At 59.2% G+C, this 12,611-nt stretch carries 14 protein-coding genes and 3 tRNA genes; 7 read left to right on the forward strand and 10 right to left on the reverse strand.

The genetic code is table 11. The features are described from left to right. Window positions 1-20: 20 nt before the first annotated feature. The 4 genes from DKW72_RS08845 to prmB form a co-directional block, all read right to left on the reverse strand. Complete coding sequence (locus DKW72_RS08845; RefSeq protein WP_111641985.1) at window positions 21-803, reverse strand: amidohydrolase; 783 nt, start codon at window positions 801-803, stop codon at window positions 21-23. Further along, entirely contained in the window at window positions 800-1,963 is a 1,164-nt protein-coding gene (locus DKW72_RS08850) for an MFS transporter (RefSeq protein ID WP_198411286.1), read from the reverse strand. Before DKW72_RS08850 ends, DKW72_RS08845 begins: the two co-directional genes overlap by 4 nt. Before the next feature lie 24 nt (window positions 1,964-1,987). After that, window positions 1,988-3,088 (reverse strand): chorismate synthase, encoded by a 1,101-nt coding sequence (gene aroC / locus DKW72_RS08855; RefSeq protein WP_111641986.1) that lies wholly within the window; start codon window positions 3,086-3,088, stop codon window positions 1,988-1,990. 114 nt (window positions 3,089-3,202) lie between these two features. Continuing rightward, the gene (gene prmB, locus DKW72_RS08860) at window positions 3,203-4,108 is read right to left on the reverse strand and encodes a 50S ribosomal protein L3 N(5)-glutamine methyltransferase (RefSeq protein ID WP_111641987.1); all 906 of its coding nucleotides are present in this window, start codon (window positions 4,106-4,108) and stop codon (window positions 3,203-3,205) included. 235 nt (window positions 4,109-4,343) lie between these two features. Between prmB and folE the strand changes: the two genes are divergently transcribed. Beyond that, window positions 4,344-4,883: a GTP cyclohydrolase I FolE gene (gene folE, locus DKW72_RS08865; protein WP_111641988.1), complete on the forward strand. Its 540-nt coding sequence runs from the start codon at window positions 4,344-4,346 to the stop codon at window positions 4,881-4,883. A gap of 4 nt (window positions 4,884-4,887) precedes the next feature. On the opposite strand, the gene DKW72_RS08870 is transcribed toward folE, so the two are convergent. The 6 genes from DKW72_RS08870 to DKW72_RS08895 all read right to left on the reverse strand — a co-directional run bounded on the left by DKW72_RS08870 (window position 4,888) and on the right by DKW72_RS08895 (window position 9,407). Next, window positions 4,888-5,802, reverse strand: coding sequence for a DUF4892 domain-containing protein (locus DKW72_RS08870; protein WP_111641989.1), 915 nt, complete (start codon window positions 5,800-5,802; stop codon window positions 4,888-4,890). Continuing rightward, window positions 5,799-6,665, reverse strand: a complete 867-nt coding sequence (locus DKW72_RS08875; RefSeq protein WP_111641990.1) for an alpha/beta fold hydrolase — start codon at window positions 6,663-6,665, stop codon at window positions 5,799-5,801. The genes DKW72_RS08870 and DKW72_RS08875 overlap by 4 nt, the downstream gene beginning before the upstream one ends. Before the next feature lie 9 nt (window positions 6,666-6,674). Next, a complete protein-coding gene (sixA, locus tag DKW72_RS08880) occupies window positions 6,675-7,136 on the reverse strand; it encodes a phosphohistidine phosphatase SixA (RefSeq protein ID WP_111641991.1) in 462 nt (153 codons plus the stop codon). Beyond that, the gene (locus DKW72_RS08885; RefSeq protein WP_111641992.1) at window positions 7,133-7,462 is read right to left on the reverse strand and encodes a DUF4389 domain-containing protein; all 330 of its coding nucleotides are present in this window, start codon (window positions 7,460-7,462) and stop codon (window positions 7,133-7,135) included. The genes sixA and DKW72_RS08885 overlap by 4 nt, the downstream gene beginning before the upstream one ends. Continuing rightward, window positions 7,459-8,481 carry an NAD(P)H-dependent glycerol-3-phosphate dehydrogenase gene (locus DKW72_RS08890; protein ID WP_111641993.1) on the reverse strand — a complete coding sequence of 341 codons (1,023 nt, stop codon included), beginning with the start codon at window positions 8,479-8,481 and terminating at the stop codon, window positions 7,459-7,461. The genes DKW72_RS08885 and DKW72_RS08890 overlap by 4 nt, the downstream gene beginning before the upstream one ends. Before the next feature lie 386 nt (window positions 8,482-8,867). Continuing rightward, window positions 8,868-9,407, reverse strand: coding sequence for a flavin reductase family protein (locus tag DKW72_RS08895; RefSeq protein WP_111641994.1), 540 nt, complete (start codon window positions 9,405-9,407; stop codon window positions 8,868-8,870). Between the two features lie 193 nt (window positions 9,408-9,600). On the opposite strand from DKW72_RS08895, the gene DKW72_RS08900 reads away from it, so the two are divergent. The 6 genes from DKW72_RS08900 to DKW72_RS08925 all read left to right on the forward strand — a co-directional run bounded on the left by DKW72_RS08900 (window position 9,601) and on the right by DKW72_RS08925 (window position 12,611). Beyond that, window positions 9,601-9,677, forward strand: a tRNA-Pro gene (locus DKW72_RS08900). A gap of 35 nt (window positions 9,678-9,712) precedes the next feature. Continuing rightward, a tRNA-Arg gene (locus DKW72_RS08905) sits at window positions 9,713-9,789 on the forward strand. A gap of 67 nt (window positions 9,790-9,856) precedes the next feature. Then, a tRNA-His gene (locus DKW72_RS08910) sits at window positions 9,857-9,932 on the forward strand. A 65-nt stretch (window positions 9,933-9,997) separates the two neighbouring features. Next, entirely contained in the window at window positions 9,998-10,861 is an 864-nt protein-coding gene (folD, locus tag DKW72_RS08915) for a bifunctional methylenetetrahydrofolate dehydrogenase/methenyltetrahydrofolate cyclohydrolase FolD (protein ID WP_111641995.1), read from the forward strand. Next, window positions 10,861-11,553 (forward strand): 16S rRNA pseudouridine(516) synthase RsuA, encoded by a 693-nt coding sequence (gene rsuA, locus DKW72_RS08920; RefSeq protein WP_111641996.1) that lies wholly within the window; start codon window positions 10,861-10,863, stop codon window positions 11,551-11,553. The genes folD and rsuA overlap by 1 nt, the downstream gene beginning before the upstream one ends. Further along, complete coding sequence (locus tag DKW72_RS08925) at window positions 11,550-12,611, forward strand: methyltransferase (protein ID WP_111641997.1); 1,062 nt, start codon at window positions 11,550-11,552, stop codon at window positions 12,609-12,611. Before rsuA ends, DKW72_RS08925 begins: the two co-directional genes overlap by 4 nt.

Genomic DNA, 12,611 nt, shown 5'->3' on the forward strand with positions numbered 1-12,611 from the left:
GGGGCGCGTCGCGCCCCGATTTATTCCTCTATATCCAGCGAAAAGCTGTCCGCATCCAGGTGTGCGGGAAAAGCACTGCGGTAAGTGTCCAGTTCCCCGAGTACCAGATTGACCGAAAAAGCCCCGGCTTCAGCCTTCGCCTCCAGCAACGTTCGACCATCAGCCCCATAGACTGCGGAATCACCGCTGTACTCCTGCCCCTGCGTATCGGCACCGATACGGTTGACGCCGACCACGACACTCAGGTTTTCAATCGCACGTGCCTGCAGCAGGCGCTGCCAATGCAGGCGCCGCGCCGCTGGCCAATTGGCAACGTAAAGGGCCAGGTCATAGTCATCCCGGTTACGACTCCAGACGGGAAAACGCAGGTCGTAGCAAATCAAAGGCAGTATGCGCCAACCGCGCCACTCAACCACCAGGCGCTCGCGCCCCATAGCATAACGCTCATGCTCCCCGGCCATGCGAAACAGGTGACGCTTGTCGTACTCCTGATAGTCCCCGTCCGGCCGCATCCAGACCAGTCGATTGACATAGGCGTTACCCACTTGCACCACCAGACTCCCGGTAATCACGGTATCCAGCCGCGCGGCCCACTCGGCCATCCAGCGATAGGCCTTACCATTCGGCCGTTCCGCGTGGGCCCGCGCGCCCGGACAGAAACCGGTAGTAAACACTTCCGGAAGCACCACCAGGTCAGCGTCCCCACAGCCAGCCAGGTGCCGGTCCCAGCGCGCCAGATTTGCGGCCGGGTCCTCAGGAATAAGGCTGTCCTGAAGCAGCGTCAAACGTAAGTTATCGGTCATGAATCGCTCCTCACGGGATTGCGCAACCCCCACCAGGCCAAAAGGAACCCGGCTAAAGCTGCGCCGGCCGCAATGACAAAAGTGAGGGTCGCACCCACATCCCAAAGCATACCGCTGATCAACGCCCCAGCGGAACCACCGGCACCAAAACTCATGGCGCTGTAGAGCGCCTGGCCCTGGCCGTGGTGACGCCCGCCAAACTGACGCCGAACCCACTCTACCCCGGCGGCGTGGGCCACCGCAAAACTGAAGGCATGCAAGAGTTGAGCGAGTATCAGCAAGCTCAGGCTATGGGCCCAGAAGCCGATCATCAGCCAGCGGGCTGCTGTCAATACAAGGCTGGCAAGCAGCAGCTGGCGTACACTGAAGCGCATCAACAGGCGATGCATCACCATGAAAATGCCCACTTCCGCCAGTACACCCAGGCCCCACAGAAGGCCCGTCGCGGTGCGCGTATAGCCGTACTGCTCCACCAAATACAGACTGTAGAAGGTGTAGTAAGGCCCGTGACTGAGCTGGAGCAGAAAGATCAGGCCGTAAAAGCAGAGCACCGGGCGGGACAGCAACTGGCGAGCAAAACTCCCGGCCGCCTCTGCGTGCCCGCTCTCCCGCACGGTGTGGGCACGCTCTCCCACGGTGAGGCTTGAACCCCATATCAGCAAGAGAAACGTTAACAGGAAGATTGGCAGGGTATCGATTGGCAACCAGTCAAACACCCATCCGAGTCCGACCACCGCAACAATGAATCCCACTGAGCCCCAGAGTCGTATACGGCTATAGCGCTCGTAATCACGCCCGAGATGACCGAGGGTCAGCACCTCGAATTGGGCCTGAATGGCATTCCAGAAAAAGGTATAGCAGGTCACCACCAAGGCAACCCAGAGAAAATCCTGGCGGATGAACAGCCCCGCAAAGAACACGCAGGACAGAAATGCCCCGAGCCGGATATAGCGCAGACGCTCGCCGGTGCGATCCGCCACCCAGCCCCAGAAATTGGGGCCGACAATTTTGGTGCCCATGATCAGGGCGCCAATCATGCCGATTTCTTGCGACGAATAACCGAGGGATTTCAGATAGAGACCCCAATAGGGAATCAGGGCCCCGAGTACCGCGAAGTAGAAAAAATAAAAGCCGGACAGGCGCCAGTACGGCAGTGCCATGCTAGAGACTCCCGGTGCAACCCATTACCGCGCCTGAGCGGGGATCTGCGGCACCTTATGCTGCACCTCGGCATTCTGGGCGCGGTGGCGCAGTAGATGATCCATCAGTACCAGGGCCATCATCGCCTCGGCGATCGGCGTCGCGCGAATACCCACACAGGGGTCGTGACGACCGGTAGTGATGACCTCAACCGGGTCCCCGTTGACGTCGATGCTGCGCCCCGGCACCCGCAGGCTGGACGTGGGCTTGAGTGCAATATGCGCCACGATATCCTGGCCCGAGGAGATCCCGCCGAGAATGCCGCCGGCGTGATTGGAGAGAAAACCTTCCGGCGTGAGCTCATCCCGATGCTCGGTACCCTTCTGCGCCACCGAATCGAAGCCCGCGCCAATTTCTACACCTTTGACCGCATTGATACTCATCAGGCCGTGCGCCAATTCCGCATCCAGGCGATCAAAAATCGGTTCACCCAGGCCCGGCATCACACCGGTCGCCACGACGCTGATGCGCGCCCCGACCGAGTTACCCTCTTTGGTGAGCGCCTGCATGTAGGTCTCCATTTCCGGCACCTTGCTCGCATCCGGGCAGAAAAACGGGTTCTGATCAATCTGATCCCAGTCCACCGATTCGATTTTGACCGGCCCCAATTGGGACAGGTAGCCACGCACCTCGATACCGAAATGGGCTTTCAAATACTTCTTGGCAATGGCGCCGGCGGCCACCCGCATGGCAGTTTCGCGTGCCGAAGAGCGACCGCCACCCCGGTAATCGCGAATGCCGTACTTGTGCATGTAGGTGTAGTCGGCGTGGGCGGGGCGAAACTGATCCTTGATTTTGGAGTAGTCCTTGGAGCGCTGGTCGGTGTTCTCAATCATCAGACCGATGGGAGTGCCGGTGGTTTTCCCCTCGAAGACGCCCGAGAGAATCCTTACCTGATCCGCTTCACGCCGCTGAGTGGTGTAGCGCGACTGACCCGGTTTGCGCCGGTCCAGGTCGTGCTGCAGGTCCGCTTCGCTCAGCGCCAGCCCCGGAGGACAACCGTCGACAATACACCCAAGGGCAGGCCCGTGACTTTCGCCAAAGGAGGTGACTGTAAACAGCTTGCCAAAAGTATTACCGGACATGGTAGTTGCCTTATCAATTCAGGTTCAGTCAGCCCGACGCGGGGCCACAAAGCGCCGGATTATACGCCAGAGTACAGACGGATTCGAGCCACACACGGTGCAATCGCCTGTCGGTCAGAGCGCATCCAGATCTTGGGCTCGCAGCGCGAAAACGCCATGACCGCCGCGTTCAAATTCAATCCAGGTAAAGGGCAGCTCGGGGAAGGCCTGCTCCAGAGCCGGCCAGCTATTACCCACCTCAACCACCAACAGCCCCTGATCGGTCAGGTACTGCCGCGCTTCGCGCAACAACCGACGGGTAAAATCCAGACCATCGTCGCCCGACCCCAGGCCAACGGAGGGTTCAGCCTGATATTCCGCCGGCATCTCCGCCAGGTCCCGGGCGTCCACGTAGGGCGGATTACTGACGATCAGGTCATAGCGCTGATTGCCGAGCCCGGCAAAAAGATCCGAGTGCAACGCCCGAACGCGCTCGGCCACCTGGTGACGAGCGATATTCTGCTCGGCCACCGCCAACGCCTCTTCCGAGATATCGCTCAGATCCACCTGCGCGTCAGGGAAGGCGTAGGCACAGGCGATGCCGATACAGCCGCTGCCGGTACACATATCCAGAATCTGCGCAGGCTCCTCCGTCAACCAGGGCTCAAAGCCTTTCTCGATCAGCTCGGCCATCGGTGAGCGCGGCACCAGCACACGCTCATCGACGTGGAATTTCAGGCCCGCAAACCAGGCTTCGCCGGTCAGGTAGGCCCCGGGCAGGCGCTCGTCGACGCGCCGCTCCAGCAGTGCCAGCACCGCCATGCGCTCGTCTTCGGTCAGTCGCGCATCGAGAATCTGGGCATTGTTGAATTCGCTCAAATGCAGCGCGTGCAGCACCAACTGCACCGCCTCATCCCACGCATTATCAGTGCCGTGGCCAAAGTAGAGGCCAGCGGCGTTGAACTGACTGGCGCCCCAGCGAACATAATCTCGAACGGTGACCAGGTCACGACACAATTGGGCAGAGACTTCCAGAGTCATACAGAATCCTTGCGTGGGATTGGGTAAAATAGCGTATTACGCCTTCACAATGTCGCTATTGTACTGGGTTTAGGGGCGCTTGCGAGCGCAAATGATCCCACGAGCTTCAGCGCGCGTATTGGCTGCGTGAGCTCGAAAAAAAGACTTTACCCGCGCGGCGCCATCCCTTAGGGTTAGCGCCCCTGTTTTACACCCGAGATAAACAGTAGAGCCCTCAGGGGTTAAGGACACGACAATGAAAGAACATTTTGCCCGGATAATTGAGGGCATTGGCGAAGACCTGAACCGCCCGGGCCTGGTGGACACCCCGGAGCGCGCCGCCAAAGCCTTCGCCTTTCTCAACCGCGGTTACAGTGAAACCGTCGAGCAAGTGGTTAACGGCGCCCTCTTCCCCTCGGATTCGAGCGAGATGATCATGGTCAAGGACATCGAACTCTACTCTCTGTGCGAGCATCACTTGCTGCCCTTTATCGGTAAGGCGCACGTGGCCTATATTCCCACCGGCAGCGTACTGGGGCTGTCAAAAGTGGCCCGGATCGTCGATATGTTCGCGCGCCGTCTGCAGATCCAGGAGCAGTTGACCGTACAGATCGCCGAATCCATTCAGGAGATTACCAACGCTTCGGGTGTGGGTGTGATTATCGAAGCCCAGCATATGTGCATGATGATGCGCGGCGTCGAGAAGCAGAACTCGGTCATGAAAACCTCGGCCATGCTCGGCTCCTTCCGCAACAACCCGTCAACCCGCATGGAGTTCCTGTCCCTGCTACGTTAGACCGTTATTGGGGCGCCAACACCGCTTCAATGCGCGCACTGCTCCCGCTACGCCCTGCGGGAGCAAGACTACCCACCCCCTCTACGCCCAGACGAGATTCCTCAATACCCTGACGCACCAGTCGCGTTTTCAAGGCCTGAGCATAAACCCGTGAGCGTTGACGTTGGCGTTCCAGCTCGCCACTGCCGTAATCATGGCCAACCAGCAGTAACTTCACTGACTCGCGCGCACGCAGCAATTGCACCACTGCCGCGACCGATTCATCACTGATAACGACCTCGAGTTCATCCCCATAGCCGCTCACTGCCATACCGGCGACCACAAAATACCCTTGACTGTTGAGTAAGCGATAGAGCGTCTCCGGCGGAAACACCGTTTCCGCACCGGCATCGGGTTTGATGATATCAACCTGAACATAGGCCCGACGGTTGCCCCGTAGGACACTGTAGAGCGAAACATAGAAGCGTTCCTGATCCGGCGTGACGACTTCATAGGCACCGTAACGCTGATGTTGGTCCAGGCCATAGAGCTGCAGGACGCCAAAGTGGTTATTGGCCCAGCTATTGCTCGGGCCGCACTCGCGACTCTCGCAGGCGTAAAGTTCGCGCACAGTATGCCCCTGCAACTGCTCCAGGTAGAACCGAAAGCCCTCTTCAGCCGAATGGCTACTGGGGAGCTCCAGCGTCAGACGGCGCAGGTTCCCGGCAAGACGCTGGGATTGCATCGGCAAGGTATCGCGTCCGGCGCTGCGATAGCGACCAAGAGCGAGCAGATAACTGTCCTCATGCTCAACCTGCTCGACCATGACCCGGGCACCGGGAAAGACGTCCAACTCAAGGGCAGGCCCGGCACTCACTGGCACAACGAGCACGAGGCCCAAAAGCCCCAGACCCCACTGCGCGAAACAACGGAAACTCACGATACTCTACCAGGCAGTGGCTGCTGCATAAACTGATGAATGTGCGCGGCAACTTCCGCCGCCTGCGCTTCCAGGTGTAAATGATGTCCACCGGGCAACACGGTCATATCGAGGGCCGGAAACAACGCCAGCGCCTCGCGAAAGCGCGGAAAGAGCTTGGGAACGCCCTCCTCGCCAAGCACCAACTGAATCGGAGCGCCAATACGGCCGACAAAGGCCCGCAGGTGATCCACCGTCAACTTTACTGCCGAGGGCGCCAGCAGGCGCGGGTCCGAACTCCACTGATAGCCCTCGCTGAGTGCTATTACCCCGCGTTCGGTAAGCGCCTTGGCCGCCGCCCAACTGAGCGGGAACATCCCCTGCGCGCGTGCGCGGATAGCCCGCTCGAGATCCGGGTAAACCGTCATTGGCTTGGCCAACTGCGCACGCGTACCCAGAATCGAACGCGCCAATTGCTCCGGTGCATCGTCAATGCTCGCAGGCTCTGGCCACAAGCCCTCAATCAGCATCAAGCGTTCGACACGCTCGGGAAAGGTCCCGGCACAAAGCACATTGATAATGGCACCACGCGAGTGCCCGAGCAGGTTGAAGCGCTCCCAGCCCAGCTGATCCGCAACACCGAAAACCTCGGCCACATCCTCCCAGATATTGTAAGGTGCGCTGCCGGGACGATGATCACTCTGACCGTGCCCCGCCAGATCAAGAGCGATAAGGTGACAACCCTCAAGCCGGGGCGCCAGGGCGTCAAAGCTCGCACAATTGTCCAGCCAGCCGTGGGTGGCGAGCACCGGCAAGCCGCCGGGCTCCCCCCATTCCCGTGCAGCGATACGCAAGCCGTCAATGTCGAAACACCGCTCGCGCATCAGGCCACCTCAATCATGGGCATGGCGCAGCCAGGTAAGCACACCCAAACCCTCGGCAACCAGTTCAGTATCGACGCGGGCCAGGCTGGCGGTACCCATCGTGTGATACCCGGCTTCCGTGCCACACAGGCGGTCGAGCAAGCGACCGACCAGAGGCTGGTGACTGACAAGCAGTACCGCCTCAGCTTCACAGACCTGCAGCTGCGCGAACAGCTTTTCCGGATCCGCCTCAGGGACCAACAACTCCGTTTCCAGCGTATCGCTGAGATCGAGGATCTCTGCCGCGATAGCGGCGCTCTGACAAGCTCTGCGATAAGGGCTGGCCCACAACTGGGTCAACCCTTCGAGCTCCGCTCGCACACCTTCTATCATGCGGGCCACCTCGCGCTCGCCTCGCGTGGTCAAAGGTCGCTCGGCATCGCTGGCGGCGCGAGCCTCAGCCTGCCCGTGGCGTAAAATATAAAGTTTCATGATCGGTCCTGAGGGTCTTCACTCGGCTGCGCGTCCAGGTCAACCGGCTCACCGGCTGGCCAATCGGCAAAGGGAAAGGGTTTTTGCTCGGTATTAAAACTCAAAAAGCGCAAAATCTGGTAGACGTAGCTGGACAATGAAGCCCCGGCACGGCGCAAGTTTTCATTGTCGTCACCGGTAAACAACAGAAACACAAACTGTAGCACTACGACCACAAACAACGCCAGCTTCAGGAGCTGCAGAATGCCCCAGAAGAGCAGCATGAAAGGCAGGCGTAGCCAAGTGCTGACCGACAATAAATGGATTTTCAGTTGTTCTGTTTTCATGCAGTCTGTCCCGTGTATTCCACATCAGTGTTTTGCTCGCCCAACATCAGGTGCCGCGCGACGTCGGCGATACTCCGGCCCTCAAAGATAATGGCGTGCAAGCCGCTCACCAAGGGCATATAGACCCCGAGCTCATCGGCCTTACGCTTGACCTGCTGGAGCGTATTGACGCCTTCAGCCACCTGGCCGATGCCCGAAACGACCGACTGCAGAGGCTTACCTTTACCTAACTCGTAACCCACACGATAGTTTCGACTGAGGTCCGAGGTACAGGTCAAAATCAGGTCGCCGACCCCGGCCAATCCCAGAAATGTCATGGGATTTGCGCCCATCTCCGACGCAAATCGCCCCATCTCCGCCAAACTGCGGGTGAGCAGCATGGCCTGGGTATTATGTCCGGCTCCCAGCGCGGCCGCCATACCACAGGCAATAGCATAGATGTTTTTGAGCGCGCCGCCCAATTCGACCCCGTAGCGATCGGTATTGGCGTAGACCCGGAAAGTTTCCGAGCGCAGCGTCTCCTGCACGCAGCGCACCACCGCCTCATACTCACTGGCCACGACCGTACCGGTCTGCTGATGCTGGACGATCTCCCGGGCGAAATTGGGGCCGCTGACGACCCCGATGGGGTGATCGGGCAGCTCCTGCTCCAGGATCTGACTCATCAGCGTGAAGCCATCGGGCTCAATACCCTTGGCGGTGCTGACCACCATCGCGCTGGCACTCAAATAGGGCTTAATCTGGCGCGTGACGGCCCGAAAAGAATGACTGGGAATCGAAACAAACACCAACTCGCTGCCACCCACGGCGCGCTCGAGGTCGCCGGTAATCTCCAGACCGTCGGCCAGGGGATAACCGGGCAAATAGCGGGTATTCTCCCGTGCCTGGTGACAACTGTCAGCCAGTGCCGAATCCCGCATCCACAAAAATGTGGGATGACCGTTGGTCGCCGAAATATTGGCAATGGCGGTACCAAAGCTGCCGCCGCCGAGAACACAAACCTTCACTGTATCGCGCATTCTTCCCCCCGGATTGCGATCTTTTGGGATTGCGGAATGTTTTTCCACATTTTCTGTGGATAACTTAGTGGATAGTTTTTGGGAAACTGCTCCAACCCCGCATTATCCCTACCCCCTCTACAAATTGGCCAAAATTTGACCTCAGGGAAAATGTTTTTGTTTTTCAATAAGTTACATCTGTCAAGAAGCTTTTAAAGCGTTTTTGCCCAAGGCTTGCGCAGCCTCGATGCGGCGTGCTCCCAAGATGTGCATAAGAAGGTTAGCAACTCTTAACCACGCACGGGCCGTAATAACCAATGTTTCATAAATCAAGCATTTTCTTTAAACTTTAGTTACATATAAACGGGCACGTTAACCCACAAAAATGCCATATAAAGGTTACCGATTTAAGAACCCTGACCCTCACCGTGTGCATCCCGCGCAATCGCGGCGTAGCCGCCGTCAACATAAAGCAGCGGATCCACGCTCAGGCTGCTCATACGCACCGAGGTAATTTTGCCAATGACGATATGGTGAGTACCGTAACTGCTCACTTGGTCAGACTCACAGAAAAACACGGCCTGCGCATCCGCCAGGTACGGGAGGTTCTGCTCATTATCTTGCCAATCGCCCTCGGCAAAGCGGTCTTCACCGGCAAAGCCCGCACACAGATTCGACACCCCTTGCTGGTCGTGGGCGAGAATGCTCACCACAAACGGACTCCCCAAGGTTGAGAGATGCCCCTCAAGCGCGACCTGCTTATTAACGCACACCAGTAGCGATGCAGGACTGTCAGACACCGAAGTCACCGAGGACACGGTCATGGCAAAGGGGATACCCTGCTCGTCGCGGGTGGACAATACACAGACCCCCGACGCCAATCGGCGCATCCCCATCTTCATCGCCATCCCCAAATCCACTGCCTGACTGAGATCGTCTGCTTGCATACTGCCTCCGCGTTTACATTAAGCGCTCTATTCTGACGAGCCCGGGCACCGGACACAAGCCTTGGTGATTGGGGACGCCTCGCTAAGCTGTTGAACCCCGGCATTTTTTACGAAAATACGCTTTTGGCCGTTGACGTCACAGGTGGGCATGGGTATTATGCGCACCTCGCAAAACGCGGTAGTCGCGGCACAGCGGAGTGTAGCGCAGCCTGGTAGCGCGTCTGCTTTGGGAGCAGAATGTCGGGGGTTCGAATCCCTCCACTCCGACCAGCGTTTTCTGGCCGCAGGACGTCGAGCTCCAGCAAGCGCCCGTAGCTCAGCTGGATAGAGCATCCGCCTTCTAAGCGGATGGTCGCAGGTTCAAGTCCTGCCGGGCGCGCCATATTGGCGCACAGCTGGTCAGGCTCACCGGAGCTTTTGCGAAGCATACGCCCTTGCGTATCATTATGGTGGCTGTAGCTCAGTTGGTAGAGTCCTGGATTGTGATTCCAGTTGTCGCGGGTTCGAGCCCCGTCAGCCACCCCACTTCTTTCCCCTGATACGCAGACATTACAGCCCATTACCCAGTGCCCACTAAGGTAACCCTGCCCATGTCAGAGTCAACTGCCCTGCTACTCGATGGCAAAGCCCTTGCCAAAAAAACCGAACAGGAACTGTCTGAACGCGTAGCCGCGATCAAGGCCTCCAGCGGCGGACAAGCGCCGATCCTGGCGACTATTCTGGTCGGTGAAGATCCGGCATCGGCGACTTACGTCAAAATGAAAGGCAATGCCTGTGAGCGTATCGGCATGGAATCCATTCGGGTACACCTCCCGAACGAAACCACGACCGAAGAATTACTGACCAAAATCGACGAACTCAATCTGGACCCGAACGTGCACGGCATTCTGCTGCAGCACCCGGTACCCGAGCAGATCGATGAACGCCTGTGCTTCGACGCCATCAGCCTCGAAAAAGACGTAGACGGCGTCACCTGCCTGGGCTTTGGCCGCATGAGCATGGGCGAACCCGCCTACGGCTGCGCCACACCGAAAGGCATCATGCGCCTGCTCGAAGCCTACGACATTGAGCTGGGCGGAAAACACGCCGTGGTTGTGGGCCGCAGCCCCATTTTGGGCAAGCCCATGGCCATGATGCTGCTCAACGCCAACGCTACGGTGACCATCTGTCACTCCCGCACCCGCAACCTGGCCGATCACATCCGCCAGGCCGACATCATTGTCGGCGCCGTGGGTAAACCGGAATTCATCAAAGCCGACTGGATCAAAGACGGTGCAGTGGTGGTTGATGCCGGCTACCACCCTGGCGGTGTCGGCGATATTGAACTGGCGCCACTCACCGATCGCGTCGCGGCCTATACCCCAGTCCCCGGTGGCGTCGGCCCCATGACCATCAACACCCTGATTTACCAGACCGTAGATTCCGGCGAGCGCAGTATTCAGGCCGAAGGCTGATGCGTCTCGACAAGTTCATTGCTCACACCAGCGGGTTATCCCGCACCCTGACCCAGCGCGCCCTCTGGCGCGGTGAGGTCACAGTCAACGGCGAGGTGGTCAAAAAGGCCGCCCGCGCGATTCAGCTCAGCGACACTATTTGCCTCGATGGCCAGGTCATGCAGTGGCCGGTGGATCGCTACCTGATGCTGCACAAGCCTGCCGGCTATCTGTGCGCCCGCACCGATGGCCAACACCCGACGGTACTCGACCTGATTGATCTGCCGCGCGCCAGCGCGCTGCAGATTGTCGGGCGTCTGGACCTGGATACCACCGGACTACTGTTACTCACCGACGACGGCCAATGGAATCACCGACTCACCAGCCCCCGTCACGCCTGTCCGAAAACCTACCGGGTATCAACCCGCGATGCCATTGCTACAGACACAGCAACGCGCTTCGCCGAAGGTATCGAACTGCGCGGAGAACGACACCCGACCCGCCCCGCCCAACTCGAACAATTGAGCGAACGCGAGTGTCTGCTGACCATTGATGAGGGCAAGTACCATCAGGTCAAGCGGATGTTTGCCGCGCTTGGCAATCACGTCATCGCCCTGCATCGCGAGCGCATCGGCGCCCTGGCACTTGACCCGGATTTGACACCGGGCAGCTTTCGCGCCCTGACGCAGGATGAGATCGAGCGCCTGGGATGAGCGACGCCCCACTGCACTGGCTCGACCAGCAGATTCGACGCACTCAAGGCCGCACCCTTCTGTGCGCCGACGACGCTACCGCCGCCCTGCTGGCCAACGCCCCCAACTGGCCTCACAAACCACGTCTGATCAGCAACCGCTGGGATATCGCCGAACTTGCCCGGGCACACGAGCTGGATACCGATTTCAATGACTTTGATCTCGATGCCATCGAAGATCACAGTCTCGATGCGATGTTTTACCGGGTCTCCAAAGAAAAGCCTGTGGTCCACCATCTGATCAATCAGGCGGCCCGGGTCCTGAAGCCTGGCGGCCGCCTGTTGTTGTGCGGCTTAAAAAATGAAGGTACCAAGACCTACATCGACAAAGCCGGGCAGCGTCTGGGTAACCCGGGCCGCGCGGAGAAGATCGGCGAGGTCTACGCCGCTGTGCTGGTGGCGAGTCCGAACGCCAATGCGAACCAGGCACTGGACACCGACGATTACCCTCGCCTGCGCCCGATTGCCGAGCACGGCAACCTGACCTTCTGGAGCAAGCCGGGACTGTTTGGCTGGAAGAAGATCGACCAGGGCAGCGCCCTGCTGATTGAACAGTTGAACAGCCTGCGTCCGAGCCTGCCGGAACCCCTGAGCCTGCTCGACCTGGGTTGTGGCTACGGTTACCTGAGCCTGATGAGCGCGCACCTGCCAGCGCACCGGCGGGTACTTACAGACAACAATGCGGCGGCGCTACTGGCGGCCCGGCACAATATGCACTCTGCCGGCATTGAGGCTGACGTGATCCCGGCCAATGCCGGGGATGCCCTGAACGAACGCTTTGACCTCATCCTGTGCAATCCGCCTTTCCACCAAGGCTTCGCCGTTGAAGGCGAATTGACCGAACGCTTTCTCACCGCCGCTGCGCGACTCCTGGCGCCCGGCGGCACCTCGCTCTGGGTGGTCAACGCCTTCATTCCTCTGGAGCGCAAGGCCGAACGCCATTTCAGTCAGGTGCGCGAACTGGCCCGCACGCCGAGCTTTAAGGTACTCGCCCTCAGCCAGATTCAGTTGGCCGGGTAG

Source organism: Marinimicrobium alkaliphilum (assembly GCF_003259155.1).
Lineage (GTDB): Bacteria > Pseudomonadota > Gammaproteobacteria > Pseudomonadales > Cellvibrionaceae > Marinimicrobium_A > Marinimicrobium_A alkaliphilum.